The sequence below is a fragment of the Pseudomonas sp. Pmew2 genome, assembly GCF_058129885.1.
Genome location: NZ_CM176702.1, coordinates 1498938 through 1516154 on the forward strand (window position 1 = coordinate 1498938; position 17217 = coordinate 1516154).

At 59.6% G+C, this 17217-nt stretch carries 14 protein-coding genes; 13 read left to right on the plus strand and 1 reads right to left on the minus strand.

Translation table 11 applies throughout. From position 1 onward, the window contains the following. The first annotated feature begins 1 nt into the window (after position 1). From murD to lpxC, 9 genes are all read left to right on the plus strand, one after another. Positions 2-1348: a UDP-N-acetylmuramoyl-L-alanine--D-glutamate ligase gene (murD, locus tag AC4ANK_RS06915; protein WP_002555048.1), complete on the plus strand. Its 1347-nt coding sequence runs from the start codon at positions 2-4 to the stop codon at positions 1346-1348. Continuing rightward, positions 1345-2559 (plus strand): putative lipid II flippase FtsW, encoded by a 1215-nt coding sequence (gene ftsW / locus AC4ANK_RS06920; RefSeq protein ID WP_002555047.1) that lies wholly within the window; start codon positions 1345-1347, stop codon positions 2557-2559. The genes murD and ftsW overlap by 4 nt, the downstream gene beginning before the upstream one ends. After that, on the plus strand, positions 2549-3619 hold the full coding sequence (gene murG / locus AC4ANK_RS06925) for an undecaprenyldiphospho-muramoylpentapeptide beta-N-acetylglucosaminyltransferase (protein WP_002555046.1): 1071 nt from the start codon (positions 2549-2551) through the stop codon (positions 3617-3619). Before ftsW ends, murG begins: the two co-directional genes overlap by 11 nt. After that, complete coding sequence (murC, locus tag AC4ANK_RS06930; RefSeq protein WP_002555045.1) at positions 3612-5072, plus strand: UDP-N-acetylmuramate--L-alanine ligase; 1461 nt, start codon at positions 3612-3614, stop codon at positions 5070-5072. Before murG ends, murC begins: the two co-directional genes overlap by 8 nt. Beyond that, positions 5069-6028, plus strand: a complete 960-nt coding sequence (locus tag AC4ANK_RS06935; protein WP_460383306.1) for a D-alanine--D-alanine ligase — start codon at positions 5069-5071, stop codon at positions 6026-6028. Before murC ends, AC4ANK_RS06935 begins: the two co-directional genes overlap by 4 nt. Before the next feature lie 3 nt (positions 6029-6031). Continuing rightward, the gene (locus AC4ANK_RS06940; protein ID WP_460383304.1) at positions 6032-6901 is read left to right on the plus strand and encodes a cell division protein FtsQ/DivIB; all 870 of its coding nucleotides are present in this window, start codon (positions 6032-6034) and stop codon (positions 6899-6901) included. 14 nt (positions 6902-6915) lie between these two features. Then, a complete protein-coding gene (gene ftsA, locus AC4ANK_RS06945) occupies positions 6916-8172 on the plus strand; it encodes a cell division protein FtsA (RefSeq protein WP_002555042.1) in 1257 nt (418 codons plus the stop codon). A 100-nt stretch (positions 8173-8272) separates the two neighbouring features. Further along, positions 8273-9460 carry a cell division protein FtsZ gene (gene ftsZ / locus AC4ANK_RS06950; protein WP_002555041.1) on the plus strand — a complete coding sequence of 396 codons (1188 nt, stop codon included), beginning with the start codon at positions 8273-8275 and terminating at the stop codon, positions 9458-9460. Between the two features lie 112 nt (positions 9461-9572). After that, complete coding sequence (gene lpxC, locus AC4ANK_RS06955) at positions 9573-10484, plus strand: UDP-3-O-acyl-N-acetylglucosamine deacetylase (RefSeq protein ID WP_002555040.1); 912 nt, start codon at positions 9573-9575, stop codon at positions 10482-10484. A gap of 117 nt (positions 10485-10601) precedes the next feature. Here lpxC and AC4ANK_RS06960 read toward each other — a convergent pair whose 3' ends face one another. Further along, complete coding sequence (locus tag AC4ANK_RS06960; protein WP_002555039.1) at positions 10602-11057, minus strand: DUF721 domain-containing protein; 456 nt, start codon at positions 11055-11057, stop codon at positions 10602-10604. 305 nt (positions 11058-11362) lie between these two features. Between AC4ANK_RS06960 and secA the strand changes: the two genes are divergently transcribed. The 4 genes from secA (at position 11363) to AC4ANK_RS06980 (ending at position 17068) form a co-directional block, all read left to right on the plus strand. Beyond that, positions 11363-14104: a preprotein translocase subunit SecA gene (secA, locus tag AC4ANK_RS06965; protein WP_002555038.1), complete on the plus strand. Its 2742-nt coding sequence runs from the start codon at positions 11363-11365 to the stop codon at positions 14102-14104. 109 nt (positions 14105-14213) lie between these two features. Continuing rightward, the gene (argJ, locus tag AC4ANK_RS06970) at positions 14214-15431 is read left to right on the plus strand and encodes a bifunctional glutamate N-acetyltransferase/amino-acid acetyltransferase ArgJ (RefSeq protein ID WP_002555037.1); all 1218 of its coding nucleotides are present in this window, start codon (positions 14214-14216) and stop codon (positions 15429-15431) included. A 57-nt stretch (positions 15432-15488) separates the two neighbouring features. Further along, a complete protein-coding gene (locus tag AC4ANK_RS06975; RefSeq protein WP_002555036.1) occupies positions 15489-16115 on the plus strand; it encodes a glutathione S-transferase family protein in 627 nt (208 codons plus the stop codon). Positions 16116-16117: 2 nt separating this feature from the next. Next, a complete protein-coding gene (locus tag AC4ANK_RS06980) occupies positions 16118-17068 on the plus strand; it encodes a Nudix family hydrolase (protein WP_002555035.1) in 951 nt (316 codons plus the stop codon). Positions 17069-17217 lie beyond the last annotated feature (149 nt).

A 17217-nucleotide genomic window follows, 5' to 3' on the forward strand; every position in this document is an offset into this window, starting at 1 on the left:
AGTGTCCCTGATCGTCTCCGACCGCTTCCGCATTGTTGTGGGGCTTGGCAAAAGTGGCATGTCCCTGGTTCGCTTCCTGGCGAACCGGGGCGTGTCCTTTGCCGTGGCCGACACGCGGGAGAATCCTCCTGAGCTGGCGACCTTGCGTCGTGACTATCCGCAGGTGGAAGTGCGTTGTGGCGAGCTGGACGTGGATTTCCTCTGCCGTGCCGACGAGTTGTATGTCAGCCCCGGTCTGGCGCTGGCCACACCGGCCCTCCAGCAGGCGCACGCGCGTGGCGTCAAGCTGTCCGGTGACATCGAGCTGTTCGCGCGTTACGCGAAGGCACCGGTCATCGCCATCACCGGTTCGAATGCGAAAAGCACCGTGACAACGCTGGTGGGTGAAATGGCCGTCGCTGCAGGCAAACGCGTTGCGGTCGGGGGCAACCTCGGTACTCCGGCGCTGGACCTGCTCAGCGACGATGTCGAACTGTACGTAATGGAGCTGTCCAGCTTTCAGCTCGAAACCACCGACCAGCTCAATGCTGAAGTGGCAACCGTGCTGAACATCAGCGAAGACCATATGGACCGCTACAGCGGCCTGCCGGCTTATCACCTGGCCAAGCACCGGATTTTCCGTGGCGCGCGGCAAGTGGTGGTCAATCGTCAGGATGCGCTGTCACGTCCGCTGATCGGTGAAGGCCTGCCTTGCTGGACGTTTGGTCTCAACAAGCCTGATTTCCACGGCTTTGGTCTGCGTGAAGAAAACGGCGAAAAATACCTGGCGTTCCAGTTCGAAAACCTGATGCCGGTACGTGAGCTGAAAGTTCGTGGTGCTCACAATCAGGCCAACGCCCTTGCTGCATTGGCGCTTGGGCATGCGGTTGGCCTGCCGTCCGATGCGATGCTTGCAAGCCTGCGCGAATTCACCGGCCTGGAGCATCGCTGCCAGTGGCTGCGTGAGCATGGCGGCGTTCATTACTACAACGACTCCAAGGCCACCAACGTCGGTGCCGCACTGGCTGCCATCGAAGGTCTGGGTTCGGATATCGACGGCAAGCTGGTGCTGATCGCTGGCGGCGATGGCAAAGGCGCTGACTTCAGCGCATTGCGTGCGCCAGTCGCTGAGCATTGCCGCGCTGCGGTGTTACTGGGCCGCGACGCCGAGCTGATTGCCCAGGCATTGGGTGATGCCGTTCCTCTGGTGCGTGTCGACACCGTCCAGGCTGCTGTCGAGCACAGTGCAAAGCTGGCGCAGCGGGGCGATGCGGTATTGCTTTCGCCTGCATGCGCCAGCCTGGACATGTTCAAGAATTATGAAGAGCGCGGACGTGTGTTCGCGCAGGCAGTGGAGTGCTTGTCATGATCTTCGGTGTGATCAAGCCTTATCCATCGCCACTGATCAGCGGGCGCGGCATTGACCTCGACTTCCCGATGCTGGTCGGCTGCCTGGCGCTGCTGGGCCTTGGGCTGGTAATGATTACTTCCGCCTCGTCGGAAGTTGCTGCAGTTCAGTCGGGCAACACGCTGTACATGATGACCCGTCACCTGGTTTATCTGCTGATCGGTCTGGGTGCCTGCGGCGTGACCATGATGATTCCGGTCGCCACCTGGCAACGCCTGGGCTGGATGATGCTGCTTGGCGCGTTCGGCCTGTTGCTGCTGGTACTGGTGCCGGGAATCGGGCGCGAGGTAAACGGTTCGATGCGCTGGATCGGCTTCGGCGCGTTCAACGTGCAGCCGTCGGAAATCGCCAAGGTGTTTGTGGTGATCTTTCTTGCGGGCTATCTGATTCGTCAGCAGCAGGAAGTTCGCGAAAGCTGGATGGGCTTTTTCAAGCCGTTCATTGTGCTTTTGCCGATGGCAGGTCTGCTGCTCATGGAGCCTGACTTCGGTGCGACCGTGGTAATGATGGGCTCGGCCGCAGCCATGCTGTTTCTCGGTGGTGTCGGTCTGTTCCGCTTCTCGCTGATGGTGGTTCTGGCTGTGGCGTCGGTCGTTGTTCTGGTCCAGGCCCAGCCCTACCGGATGGCGCGTCTTACCAACTTTACCGACCCGTGGGCTGACCAGTTCGGTTCCGGTTATCAATTGACCCAGGCGCTGATCGCCTTCGGTCGTGGCGAGTGGTTCGGTGTCGGGCTGGGCAACAGCGTGCAGAAGCAGTTCTATCTGCCGGAAGCGCACACCGACTTCGTGTTCTCGGTGCTTGCAGAAGAGCTGGGCGTGGTGGGTTCGCTGATCACCGTCGCACTGTTTCTGTTTGTCAGTATTCGCGGTATGTACATAGGTATGTGGGCCGAGCGTGCCAAGCAGTTCTTCGGTGCCTATGTGGCCTACGGTCTATCGTTCCTGTGGATCGGCCAGTTCCTGATCAACATCGGTGTGAACGTCGGTCTGCTGCCGACCAAGGGTCTGACTCTGCCATTCCTCAGCTACGGCGGCAGCTCGCTGGTGATCTGCTGCGCGAGTCTTGGCCTGCTGCTGCGCATCGAGTGGGAATCGCGCAACAACATGGGCAGTGAAGAAGCCGAGTTCAAGGAAAGCGACTTCGCCGAGGAGACGCCCCATGGACGCTAATGTGCTGATCATGGCTGGCGGCACCGGCGGGCATGTATTCCCGGCGCTGGCTTGTGCGCGCGAGTTTCAGGCACGTGGCTACAAGGTCCACTGGCTGGGCACTCCACGCGGAATCGAAAACGAACTGGTCCCGCAGGCCGGTCTGACGTTGCACCTGATCAATGTCACCGGGCTGCGTGGCAAAGGCCGGCTGTCGCTGCTCAAGGCGCCTTTCATGTTGCTCAAGGCCCTGATGCAGGCGCGCAAGGTTGTGCGTCAGGTGAAGCCGGTCTGCGTGGTTGGCTTCGGTGGCTACGTCACCGGCCCTGGCGGTCTGGCGGCGAAGCTGGCAGGCGTACCTTTGATCATTCACGAGCAGAATGCCGTCGCCGGTACAGCCAATCGCAGCCTGGCGTCGTTCGCCAGCCGCGTGTGCGAGGCGTTCCCGAACACCTTTGCGGCCTCGTCCAAACGCCGCACCACCGGCAACCCGGTGCGTGTCGAACTGTTTCTGGAAACACCGCGTCAGGCGCTGGCCGGACGCAAGGCTCGTCTGCTGGTACTGGGCGGCAGCCTGGGCGCGGAGCCGTTGAACAAATTGCTGCCTGAGGCGCTGGCCCGGTTGCCTCAGGACATCCAGCCCGAAGTGTTTCATCAGTCGGGCAAGAATCACGACGCAGTCACCGCCGAGCGTTATCGCAACGTGGGCGTCGAGGCGCAGGTTGCGCCGTTCATCCAGAACATGGCCCAAGCCTATAGCTGGGCCGATCTGGTGGTCTGCCGCGCAGGCGCATTGACCATCAGCGAACTGGCCGCCGCCGGTCTGCCGTCGTTGCTGATACCGCTGCCCCACGCGATTGATGACCATCAGTCACGTAACGCTGACTATCTGGCTCGCGAAGGCGCAGCCTTCGTCATGCCGCAAGCGATAACTGGCGCCGCCGAGATGGCAGCACGCCTGAAAGAGGTTTTGATGCAACCCGAACAATTGAACAGCATGGCCCGCACTGCACGTAGCCTGGCCAAGCCTGATGCAACCAACACCGTCGTCAACGTCTGCGTGGAGGTGGCCCATGGTTGAGAATCAACGCGCCATGCCACAACCTGAAATGCGCCGTATCCGTCGTGTCCACTTCGTCGGTATCGGCGGTGTCGGCATGTGCGGGATCGCCGAGGTGTTGTTGAACCTGGGTTACGAAGTCTCGGGCTCCGACCTGAAGGGCTCGGCCGTGACCGAGCGCCTGGAATCGTTCGGCGCACAGATTTTTATCGGCCATCGTGCCGAGAACACCATCGGTGCCGACGTGCTGGTAGTGTCCAGTGCCGTCAACACCTCCAACCCGGAAGTGGCCACCGCGCTGGAGCGCCGCATTCCGGTCGTACCGCGTGCCGAGATGCTCGCCGAGCTGATGCGTTATCGCCACGGCATCGCTGTTGCCGGTACGCACGGCAAGACCACCACCACCAGCCTGATCGCTTCGGTATTCGCTGCCGGCGGCCTGGACCCGACCTTCGTGATTGGCGGCCGTCTCAACGCGGCGGGCACCAATGCGCAGCTGGGCACCAGCCGCTACCTGATCGCCGAAGCCGATGAGAGCGACGCCAGCTTCCTGCACCTGCAGCCTCTGGTCGCTGTGGTCACCAATATCGACGCCGATCACATGGCGACCTACGAAGGCGACTTCAACAAACTGAAGAAGACCTTTGTCGAGTTCCTGCACAACCTGCCGTTCTACGGGCTGGCGGTGATGTGCATCGACGATCCGGTGGTGCGTGAAATTCTGCCGCTGGTCAAGCGTCCGACGCTGACCTATGGCTTCAGCGAGTCTGCCGATATACGTGCAATCAATGTGCGTCAGGACGGCATGCTGACATTCTTCACCGTACTGCGCCGCGACCGCGAGCCGCTGGATGTGTCGGTGAACATGCCCGGCAATCACAACGTACTCAACTCGCTGGCGACCATCGCTATCGCCACCGACGAGGGCGTCAGCGACGAGGCCATCGTTCAGGGCCTTTCCGGGTTCCAGGGCGTCGGTCGGCGCTTCCAGGTCTACGGCGAGCTGCCGGTTGACGGCGGCAACGTGATGCTGGTCGATGACTACGGTCACCATCCGCGCGAAGTCGCTGCCGTTATCAACGCTGTGCGTGGCGGCTGGCCTGACCGTCGTCTGGTGATGGTTTACCAGCCACACCGTTTCAGCCGCACCCGTGACCTGTACGACGATTTCGTCCAGGTGCTGGCAGACGCCAATGTGCTGCTGCTGATGGAAGTCTACCCGGCCGGTGAAGAACCGATTCCTGGTGCGGACAGCCGCAACCTGTGCCACAGCATTCGTCAGCGTGGCCAGCTGGACCCGATCTACATCGAGCGTGGTGTCGAGCTGGCGCCGCTGGTCAAGCCGCTGTTGCGTGCCGGCGACATCCTGTTGTGTCAGGGCGCTGGCGACATCGCTGGTCTTGCGCCACAGCTGCTGAAAAGCCCACTGTTCGCCGGTGCCAAAGTGGCCCCCACCGAAGGGAAGCTGAAATGACAGCCGTCGCCCAGCCGTCCCTGCGCTCGACACTCGAGCCGAAAAGCTTCGGCCGTGTCGCCGTGCTCTTTGGTGGCAAGAGTGCCGAGCGTGCAGTCTCCCTGAACTCGGGTAATGCCGTGCTCAAGGCACTGCTCGATGCTGGCGTGGATGCGTTCGGCATTGATGTGGGCGATGACTTCCTGCAGCGACTGGTCAGTGAAAAGATCGACCGTGCCTTCATTGTTCTGCACGGGCGAGGCGGCGAAGACGGCAGCATGCAAGGCCTGTTGGAATGCCTGGAAATCCCTTATACCGGCAGTGGTGTACTGGCTTCCGCGCTGGCGATGGACAAGTTGCGCACCAAGCAGGTCTGGCAGAGTCTCGGCCTTGCAACGCCCTTGCATGCTGTTCTTGGAAACGAGAGCGATTGTATTTGCGCAGCGACGGAACTGGGCTTCCCTTTGATCGTCAAACCGGCCCATGAAGGTTCAAGTATCGGTATGGCAAAGGTGAACAGCGTCGATGAATTGATCGCCGCCTGGAAAGCCGCCAGTACCTACGATTCGCAAGTATTAGTCGAACAGTGGATTCAGGGACCTGAGTTCACTGTGGCGTTTCTGCGTGGCCAGGTGTTGCCTCCCATTGGCCTGGGCACTCCTCACAGTTTTTATGATTACGATGCCAAGTACCTGGCGTCCGATACTCAGTACCGGATCCCTTGCGGGCTTGGCGATGCGCAGGAACAGGAACTCAAACAACTTGCAGCACGCGCTTGCGACGCCATCGGTATTGCAGGGTGGGCGCGCACGGATGTCATGCAGGACGCACAAGGCAAGTTCTGGTTACTGGAAGTGAATACCGTGCCCGGCATGACCGATCACAGTCTGGTGCCAATGGCTGCGCGTGCTGCAGGTCTGGATTTTCAACAACTGGTGTTGGCGATTCTGGCCGACAGTGTTCAGGCGAGAGGGTAAGGCATGTACGGCGCGTCGACACGTCCTCAGCCACCTGCTCCCAGCCGCAACAAGCCGGTGCCGCGCGGCGCCAGCCGTATGGTGGCCAAGGAGCCCTTGTCGGCGCGCCTGCCCAAGGCCAACTTCAGTTTTCTGAAGCGTTTGCTCTGGCCTGTGTTGCTGGTGGTTCTGGGCTTCGGCACTTATGAGGCAGCGCAACGTCTGCTGCCGTACGCCGACCGTCCGATTACCCGCATCAATGTGCAGGGCGATTTGAGTTACATCAGCCAGCAGGCTGTGCAACAGCGGATTGCGCCTTATGTGGCGTCGAGCTTTTTCAAGATCGATCTGACCGGCATGCGCACCGAGCTTGAGCAGATGCCCTGGATCGCCCACGCCGAAGTTCGTCGTGTATGGCCGGATCAGGTTGTGATTCGTCTTGAGGAGCAGTTGCCGGTTGCCCGTTGGGGTGATGAAGCGCTGTTGAATAACCAGGGGCAGGCTTTCACGCCGCGTGAACTGTCCAATTACGAACATCTTCCCCAGTTGTTTGGCCCGCAGCGGGCCCAGCAGCAGGTGATGCAGCAGTATCAGGTGTTGAGTCAGATGTTGCGCCCGCTGGGCTTCTCCATCGTGCGCCTGGAGCTGCGCGAGCGCGGCAGCTGGTTCCTGACGACAGGCGCCGGTAGTGCTGGCCCGGGAATCGAATTGTTGCTTGGACGCGACCACCTCGTCGAAAAAATGCGCCGTTTCATCGCGATTTACGACAAAACGCTGAAAGAACAAATCACGAATATCGCGCGCGTCGACTTGCGTTACTCCAACGGCCTTGCGGTCGGTTGGCGCGAACAGGCAGCGGCAACGACGGACAAACCCGCCGTCGCGAAGAATTGATAAGAGGCAGGACCATGGCAAACGTGCAAAGCGGCAAAATGATCGTCGGGCTGGATATCGGTACCTCCAAGGTGGTGGCACTGGTAGGCGAAGTCGCGGCCGATGGCTCGCTGGAAATCGTGGGTATCGGTACCCATCCCTCCCGCGGCCTGAAGAAGGGCGTGGTAGTGAATATCGAGTCGACCGTGCAGTCGATCCAGCGCGCAATCGAAGAAGCGCAGCTGATGGCGGGTTGCCGTATTCACTCGGCATTTGTCGGCGTTGCAGGCAGCCATATTCGCAGCCTGAACTCGCACGGCATCGTGGCGATTCGTGATCGCGAAGTCAGTTCTGCGGACCTGGAGCGTGTGCTCGATGCTGCTCAGGCGGTGGCCATTCCTGCCGACCAGCGCGTGCTGCACACCCTCCCTCAGGATTACGTGATCGATAACCAGGAAGGCGTGCGTGAGCCTTTGGGCATGTCCGGTGTACGTCTGGAAGCCAAGGTTCACGTCGTGACCTGCGCAGTGAATGCCGCGCAGAACATCGAGAAGTGCGTGCGTCGCTGCGGTCTGGAAGTCGACGACATCATTCTTGAACAACTGGCGTCGGCGTATTCCGTACTGACCGATGACGAGAAAGAGCTGGGCGTGTGCCTGGTGGATATCGGTGGCGGTACGACCGACATCGCGATCTTCACCGAAGGCGCCATTCGTCACACGGCGGTTATCCCGATTGCGGGCGATCAGGTCACCAACGACATCGCCATGGCGTTGCGTACCCCGACCCAGTACGCCGAAGAAATCAAGATTCGCTACGCCTGCGCCCTGGCCAAACTGGCCGGTGCCGGTGAAACCATCAAAGTACCGAGTGTGGGCGACCGTCCACCTCGCGAGCTGTCGCGTCAGGCCCTGGCCGAAGTGGTAGAGCCTCGTTACGACGAGCTGTTCACCCTGATCCAGGCCGAGCTGCGCCGCAGCGGTTACGAAGACCTGATCCCGGCTGGCATCGTGCTGACCGGGGGCACAGCGAAAATGGAAGGTGCGGTCGAACTGGCCGAGGAAATCTTCCACATGCCGGTGCGCCTTGGCGTGCCGCACAGCGTCAAAGGGCTCGCTGATGTCGTGCGCAACCCGATCTACTCGACCGGCGTAGGCCTGTTGATGTACGGGCTGCAAAAACAGTCGGACGGCATTTCGCTGTCCGGGATGGTCGGCAACAGCAGTTACAGCGACGAAACCAAGGCACCGGTGCTTGAGCGTATCAAGCGTTGGGTGCAGGGCAATTTCTAAGTTTCAACGTTTAAAAGTTTCACAGCTTCAGATTCAGGGCTTCAAAAGCAATATCGGCAGGCAGTAGGCAAAACTAACTAGAAAGCGGAAGGAGAGAGAAATGTTCGAACTCGTAGACAACGTCCCGCAAAGCCCGGTTATCAAAGTTATCGGTGTAGGCGGTGGTGGCGGAAACGCTGTCAATCACATGGTCAAGAGCAACATCGAAGGCGTGGAATTCATCTGCGCCAACACCGATGCTCAGGCGCTGAAAAACATCGGCGCGCGGACCATTCTGCAGCTGGGCACCGGCGTGACCAAGGGCCTTGGCGCTGGCGCCAACCCTGAAGTCGGTCGTCAGGCCGCACTGGAAGATCGTGAGCGCATTGCAGAAGTTCTGCAGGGCACCAACATGGTTTTCATCACCACTGGCATGGGCGGCGGTACCGGTACCGGTGCAGCACCGATCATTGCTGAAGTGGCCAAGGAAATGGGCATTCTGACGGTCGCAGTCGTGACCCGTCCGTTCCCGTTCGAAGGTCGCAAGCGTATGCAGATCGCCGATGAAGGCATCCGCATGCTGTCCGAAAGCGTCGACTCGTTGATCACCATCCCCAACGAGAAGCTGCTGACCATCCTGGGCAAGGACGCCAGCCTGCTGTCGGCTTTCGCCAAGGCTGACGATGTACTGGCCGGTGCCGTTCGCGGTATCTCCGACATCATCAAGCGTCCGGGCATGATCAACGTCGACTTCGCCGACGTCCGCACCGTGATGAGCGAAATGGGCATGGCGATGATGGGTACTGGCTGCGCCAGCGGTCCTAACCGTGCGCGTGAAGCCACCGAAGCGGCCATTCGCAACCCGTTGCTCGAAGACGTCAACCTGCAGGGCGCTCGCGGCATCCTGGTCAACATCACTGCCGGTCCTGACCTGTCGCTGGGTGAGTACTCGGACGTGGGTAGCATCATCGAAGCGTTCGCTTCCGAGCACGCGATGGTCAAGGTCGGTACGGTTATCGATCCGGACATGCGTGACGAGTTGCACGTGACTGTGGTTGCCACCGGCCTGGGCGCGAAAATCGAGAAGCCGGTCAAGGTCATCGACAACACGCTGCAGACCACCCAGCAGGCTCCTGCCCAGCAGGCGTCGCGCCAGGAAGCACCTTCTGTCAACTACCGCGATCTGGACCGTCCTACCGTGATGCGCAATCAGGCACACGCAGGCGCTACGGCAGCGGCGAAGATGAACCCTAACGATGATCTGGATTACCTGGATATCCCGGCTTTCCTGCGTCGTCAGGCCGATTGATGAAATGTATCAGGGGTATTAGGGTGATTGGTGTTCAGCAAAGGCATGGTCTGCTATCATCGCCAGCCTTTGTTGATACCAGTTCGCAACTTGCGCTGAAGCGGCCCATGCCATGATTAAACAACGCACCCTGAAAAATATTATCCGTGCCACAGGTGTAGGCCTGCACTCCGGGGAGAAGGTTTACCTGACCCTCAAGCCCGCACCTGTGAATACCGGCATTGTGTTTTGCCGAGCTGACCTTGACCCCGTCGTGCAGATCCCTGCGCGTGCGGAAAACGTCGGCGACACCACTCTGTCGACCACTCTGGTCAATGGTGATGTCAAAGTTGACACGGTAGAACACCTGCTCTCGGCCATGGCTGGCCTTGGCATCGATAACGCCTACGTCGAGCTCTCTGCCTCCGAAGTTCCTATCATGGACGGCAGCGCAGGCCCTTTCGTATTCCTGATTCAATCGGCTGGCCTGGAAGAACAGGACGCGCCGAAGAAATTCATCCGCATCCTGCGTGAAGTCACAGTGGAGGAGGGCGGTAAACGCGCTACTTTCGTGCCTTTCGAAGGGTTCAAGGTCAGTTTCGAGATCGATTTCGATCACCCCGTCTTCCGTGATCGCACCCAGAGTGCAAGCGTGGACTTTTCCAGCACTTCCTTCGTGAAGGAAGTCAGCCGTGCCCGGACCTTCGGGTTCATGAGTGACATCGAGTACCTGCGCAAGCACAACCTCGCACTCGGCGGCAGTGTGGAAAACGCCATCGTGGTCGACAAGGACGGCGTACTGAACGAAGACGGCCTGCGTTACGAGGACGAATTCGTCAAACACAAAATCCTCGACGCCATCGGTGACCTTTACCTGCTGGGCAATAGCCTGATCGGTGAGTTCCGTGGCTTCAAATCGGGGCATGCACTGAACAATCGTCTCCTGCGCACGTTGATCGAGCAGAAAGACGCTTGGGAAGTGGTGACTTTCGAGGATGCCAGTACGGCACCTATTTCCTACATGCGCCCTGTCGCGGCCGTGTAGGCAAGCTTTACTCTCTTTCCTTTTGTTCTTTAAAGGCTGCCCTCGGGTGGCCTTTTTTTATCGGCTTCATTGGGCAAAGCCAGTTGCGCAGAGGATCTGGCGAAAATCACTCAGACGTTATTTCTTGTCCTTGGCATGGCTGGCAAGCCGCTCAAGTGCTGCCCGCAGCTTGGGATCAGTGATGCCATCGGCGGTGGCCTGAATGTTCTCGGCGGCAATCGAAGACAGGTCGATGGTGTGCGTGGCAGCTCCGCGTGGCGCTTCAGGCGGCTGCACCTTGAACACAATGCGGGTCAGGTTGATGAATTCGTCGAAGGCCATCATTTGCCGGTGCAGGCGTTTCTGCTGGTAGCGCAGGCGCGTGGCCCAGTGACCGTCTGTCACGATCAGCAACAAGGTACCTTCGCGCCACGATGCCACGCGACAATGCTCCCGGGCCGCTGGTTGCAGCTGGCTTTCGAGCAGGCGCTGCAAGTGGCTGAGTCGCTCGGCGTGACGAAATATAGCCTTCAGGGGCTTGGCTTCACGCAGCAAAACCGCGGGCGGGCGGGCGTTCAGAGGACGAAAGGCCATGGAGGGATGCCTGGGTAACAAGATGAACATCTTAACAGAAAGCGTTCTGACGGCTGCTTTTCAGGGCATTTCCGTGCTTTCATATGCAAATCAATGAGTAACTTCCCCGGATAACGGGTTGAAGTGCTTGAAAATGGCCCCATTGTAAACCTGCCCCGTCACAGCGCTGTGCCAGCATCGTGGAATAACGCCACTTTCCTCACCATCGTTTCCGGGTAGAATGCTCGTTCGCATGCGGCCATCTGGGCTGCACGGGCGACTCACGGGGCCGCCCTCCATTCCTATGTGTGGAAGATCCTGTCGATATGTTTGCGCCTTTGTTGAAAAAACTTTTTGGAAGCAAGAACGAGCGTGAAGTAAAACGCATGCTCAAGACGGTACAGATCGTCAATGCCTTCGAAGAGCAAATGGTGGCCCTTTCGGACGAGCAACTGCGCGCCAAGACCGAAGAGTTCAAGGCCCGCATAGCCAAAGGCGAGACCCTCGATCAATTGCTCCCTGAAGCCTTTGCTGTCGCTCGTGAAGCGGGCAAGCGTGTCATGGGCATGCGCCACTTCGACGTTCAGTTGATCGGCGGTATGACCCTGCACGAAGGTCAGATCGCGGAAATGCGTACCGGTGAAGGTAAAACCCTGGTCGGTACGCTGGCTGTCTACCTCAACGCATTGTCCGGCAAGGGCGTTCACGTGGTTACCGTGAACGATTACCTCGCTCGCCGCGATGCCAACTGGATGCGTCCGCTGTACGAATTCCTCGGCCTGACCGTAGGCATTGTCACGCCATTCCAGCCGCCGGAAGAGAAGCGCGCCGCCTACGCTGCCGATATCACTTACGGCACCAACAACGAATACGGTTTCGATTACCTGCGCGACAACATGGCGTTCAGCATGGACGACAAGTTCCAGCGCGAACTCAATTTCGCCGTAATCGACGAAGTCGACTCGATTCTGATCGACGAAGCGCGTACGCCGCTGATCATCTCTGGTCAGGCCGAAGACAGCTCCAAGCTGTACACCGAAATCAACCGCCTGATCCCCAAGCTCGAGCAGCATATCGAGGAAGTGGAAGGCGAAGTCACCAAACCGGGCCACTTCACCGTTGACGAGAAAACCCGTCAGGTTGAGCTGAACGAAGCCGGTCACCAGTTCATCGAGGAAATGCTCACCGAAGTCGGTTTGCTGGCTGAAGGCGAGAGCCTGTACTCGGCGCACAACCTGGGCCTGCTGACTCACGTTTATGCCGGTCTGCGTGCGCACAAACTGTTCAACCGCAACGTCGAGTACATCGTTGCAGACGGCCAGGTTCTGCTGGTCGACGAGCATACCGGCCGCACCATGCCGGGCCGTCGCTTGTCCGAGGGCCTGCATCAGGCCATCGAAGCCAAGGAAAACCTGAACATTCAGGCCGAAAGCCAGACCCTGGCATCGACCACGTTCCAGAACTACTTCCGTCTGTACAACAAACTGTCCGGCATGACCGGTACGGCTGACACCGAAGCGTTCGAATTCCACCAGATCTACAACCTGGCCGTCATGGTCATCCCGCCGAACAAGCCGTTGGCGCGTAAAGACTTCAACGACCTTGTCTATCTGACGGCGGAAGAGAAGTACGCAGCCATCGTTACCGACATCAAGGCCTGCATTGCAGAGAACCGTCCGGTGCTGGTAGGTACGGCGACCATCGAAACCTCCGAACACATGTCCAACCTGCTCAAGCAGGAAGGCATCGATCACAAGGTTCTGAACGCCAAGTTCCACGAAAAAGAAGCAGAAATCATCGCGCAGGCCGGTCGTCCGGGTGCTTTGACCATTGCTACCAACATGGCGGGTCGCGGTACCGACATCCTGTTGGGCGGTAACTGGGAAGTAGAGGTCGCCAATCTGGAAGATCCGACCCCTGAGCAGATCGCACAGATCAAGGCTGACTGGCAGAAACGCCATCAGCAGGTGATCGAAGCGGGTGGCTTGCACGTTATTGCCTCCGAGCGCCACGAATCGCGCCGTATCGACAACCAGCTGCGTGGCCGTGCCGGCCGCCAGGGTGACACCGGTTCCAGCCGTTTCTACCTGTCGCTCGAAGACAGCCTGATGCGTATCTTCGCCTCGGACCGCGTGAAGAATTTCATGAAGGCGCTGGGCATGCAGTCCGGTGAGGCTATCGAGCACCGCATGGTGACCAACGCCATCGAAAAAGCGCAGCGCAAAGTGGAAGGTCGCAACTTCGACATCCGCAAGCAATTGCTCGAGTTCGATGACGTGGCCAACGAGCAGCGCAAAGTGATCTATCACATGCGTAACACGCTGCTGGCTGCCGAGAACATTGGTGAGACCATCGCTGACTTCCGTGAGGAAGTGCTCAACAATCTCATCAGTCAGCATATTCCGCCGCAATCCCTGCCGGAGCAGTGGAACGTTGCCGGTCTGGAAGCCGCGCTGAACACCGACTTTGCCGTCAAACTGCCCGTCAAGCAGTGGCTGGACGAAGACGACAACCTGCACGAAGACAGCCTGCGCGAAAAAATCATGGCGCAGTTGCTGGTGGCGTACAACGAGAAGGAAGACCAGGCCAGCGCCGAAGCCCTGCGTTCCTTCGAGAAGCAGATCCTCCTGCGCGTGCTGGACGACCTGTGGAAAGATCACCTGTCGACCATGGACCACCTGCGTCACGGTATCCACCTGCGCGGCTACGCTCAGAAGAACCCGAAGCAGGAATACAAGCGCGAGTCCTTCACGCTGTTTCAGGAGCTGCTGGATTCGATCAAGCGCGACACCATCCGTGTGCTTTCGCATGTTCAGGTTCGTCGCGAAGATCCAGAGGAAGAAGAGGCGCGCCTGCGTCAGGAAGCCGAAGAACTGGCCAGTCGTATGCAGTTCGAACACGCTCCTGCGCCGGGCATCGACCAGCCGCTGCCGGATGAAGAGGGTGGCGAAGCGCCTGTGGCCGTCGCATCCGAGCCGGTTCGCAACGACCAGAAGCTGGGTCGCAACGAGCTGTGCTGGTGTGGTTCGGGCAAGAAATTCAAACACTGTCACGGCCAGATCAACTAAGCCTTTGACTGTGTAATACCTGCGCCGCGACCGGCTTGCCCGTCGCGGCGTTTTTTCATTGATCGCCGTACCGATGCGGACGGCGCCATACTCCTTGAGGAGCACCCCGATGGCTGTTGGTCTTGGTCCTTTGCCTGCGTTGCACCCGGTTCCCGGTTTTGAACTTGGCATTTCTTCTGCCGGCATCAAACGCCCGGGGCGCAAGGATGTTGTGGTCATGCGCTGTGCCGAAGGCTCCAGCGTTGCCGGTGTATTCACCTTGAATGCGTTCTGCGCCGCGCCGGTCATTCTGGCCAAACAGCGTGTTCAGGGGACGGTGCGTTATTTGCTGACCAACACCGGCAATGCCAACGCGGGCACGGGCGAACCAGGTCTGGTTTCTGCGCGACGTACTTGCGAAAAGCTGGCGCAACTGACCGGCGTCGATGCATCAGCAGTGCTGCCTTACTCAACGGGCGTGATCGGCGAGCCGTTGCCTGTGGAAAAAATCGAAGGCGCGCTGCAAGCCGCGCTTGATGATCTGTCTGTGGATAACTGGGCCGCTGCGGCGACCGGCATCATGACCACCGACACCCTGCCCAAAGGCGCGAGCCGTCAGTTCACCCACGATGGCGTAACCATTACAGTAACCGGCATCAGCAAAGGCGCAGGCATGATTCGCCCGAACATGGCGACCATGCTTGGCTACATCGCTACCGACGCCAAAGTGTCGCAGAGCGTACTGCAGGACCTGATTCGCGACGGAGCCAACAAATCCTTCAATCGCATCACTATCGATGGCGATACCTCGACCAACGATTGCTGCATGCTGATTGCCACCGGTCAGGCTGATCTGCCCGAGATCACCGAGGCCAAGGGCCCGTTGTTCGACGCGTTGAAGAAAGCCGTGTTCGACGTGTGCATGGATGTCGCTCAGGCCATCGTGCGTGATGGCGAAGGTGCGACCAAGTTCGTGACGGTAGAAGTCAACGGTGGCGGCAATCATCAGGAGTGCCTGGATGTCGGTTATGCCGTGGCCCACTCGCCGCTGATCAAGACCGCGCTGTTCGCCTCCGATCCGAACTGGGGACGTATTCTGGCGGCTGTCGGCCGCGCTGGCGTGCCGGACCTGGACGTGAGCAAGATCGACGTATTCCTCGGCGGCGTATGCATTGCCAGCCAGGGCTGCCGCGCCACGACCTACACCGAAGAGCAGGGCTCGGCGGTAATGGCTGAAGAAGAGATCACCATTCGTATCGAGCTGGGTCGCGGTGATTGCAGCGAAACCATCTGGACCACCGACCTTTCTCACGAATACGTGAAGATCAACGCGGAATATCGCACTTGATTCAATGCCCGGCGCGCGGGCATCCTGCCCTCGCGCCGGGCTCAATGGAGCTGAACCATGAGCCTGCATCTGATTATCGGCGACAAACGCTATTCCTCCTGGTCGCTGCGTCCCTGGCTGGTGCTGGAAATGACCGGTGCTGCGTTCACCGATCAGGTCATCCGCCTGAACCTGCCGGACACCCGCGAGAATATTCTCAAGTATTCGCCGACCGGCAAGGTGCCTGCGCTTCAGTGTGAGCACGGCACGATCATCGATTCGCTGGCGATCTGTGAATATCTGGTCGAGCGCTTCCCGGACGTCGAGCTGTGGCCGCGTGATATCGCTGCCCGTGCCCAGGCCCGTTCGGCGTGTGCGCAGATGCACAGCGGTTTCGTCAATCTGCGCTCGAACATGCCAATGGACCTGCGTCAGGATAAGGCGCTGGAAGTGATCACCGTTGATACCCAGAACGATATCGACCGTATCGTCGAGCTGTGGGCCGAATGTCGCGCTGCTGCTGCCGAAAGTGGTCCTTTTCTGTTTGGCAAGCCGAGCATTGCTGATGCGTTCTTCGCACCGGTGGCTATTCGTCTGCGCGGCTATCACGTCCAGTTGCCAGCAGAGGCACTGGCGTATATCGAAACCATCTACCAGTGGCCCGCCTTCAAGCGCTGGCAGCAGGCAGGCCTGCAGGAGTCCTGATCGTGAAACGAGTTCATGTGGCTGCCGCCGTCATTCGTGGCGCTGACGGCAGTGTATTGATTGCCCGACGTGCCGACACTCAGCATCAAGGTGGCCTCTGGGAGTTTCCCGGTGGCAAGGTCGAAGAGGGTGAGACCGTTCAGGCCGCACTCGCACGTGAGCTTCAGGAAGAGTTGGGGATTCAGGTCACGGCAGCGCGTCCGTTGATCAAGGTCGGTCACGATTATGCGGACAAGCAGGTATTGCTGGATGTCTGGGAAGTTTCGGCATTTACCGGCGAGCCGCATGGTGCTGAAGGGCAGCCACTGGTCTGGGCGGCTCCGCGAGAGCTGCCTGACTACGACTTTCCGGCCGCCAACCAGCCAATTGTTGCAGCGGCACGTTTGCCCGGCGAGTATCTGATCACGCCTGACGGGCTGGACAATATCGAGCTGTTGCGCGGTATGCAGAAAGCCATCGCAGGCGGCATCAAACTGGTCCAGTTGCGTGCGCCGGGTGGTTACGACCCCAAGTACCGTGACCTGGCCGTGGATGCGGCCGGGCTGTGTGCCGGCAAGGCGCAGCTCATGCTCAAAGGGCCTCTGGAGTGGCTGGGCGACTTTCCGTCCGCCGGTTGGCACCTGACGGCGGAGCAACTGCGCAAGTACGCCAGTCGTGGACGTCCGTTCCCTGAGAACCGCTGGCTGGCGGCGTCGTGCCATAACGCCGAAGAGCTGGCCCTGGCAGAGCAGATGGGCGTGGATTTCGTCACCCTGTCACCGGTTCAGCCCACCCTGACTCATCCCGATGCACAGCCGCTGGGCTGGCAGCAGGCGGCGCAACTGATTGCAGGCTTTAACAAACCGGTTTTTCTGCTGGGCGGCGTTGGCCCTTCCGAGCGTCAGCAGGCCTGGGAAAGCGGCGCACAGGGCGTGGCCGGGATCCGCGCGTTCTGGCCTGACGAAATCGTCTGAGTCGCACAGCTGACCCAGAGCACTCATCGTTATACACGTCCGCTTTTGACTATGGCCGAAGGCCGTGGGAGCGGACTTGTCCGCGAAGCGTCGCCCGGTCCGCTCCCCACAAATGCCCCTACGCTTCAACGTGAAAACGCTCCGCGTCA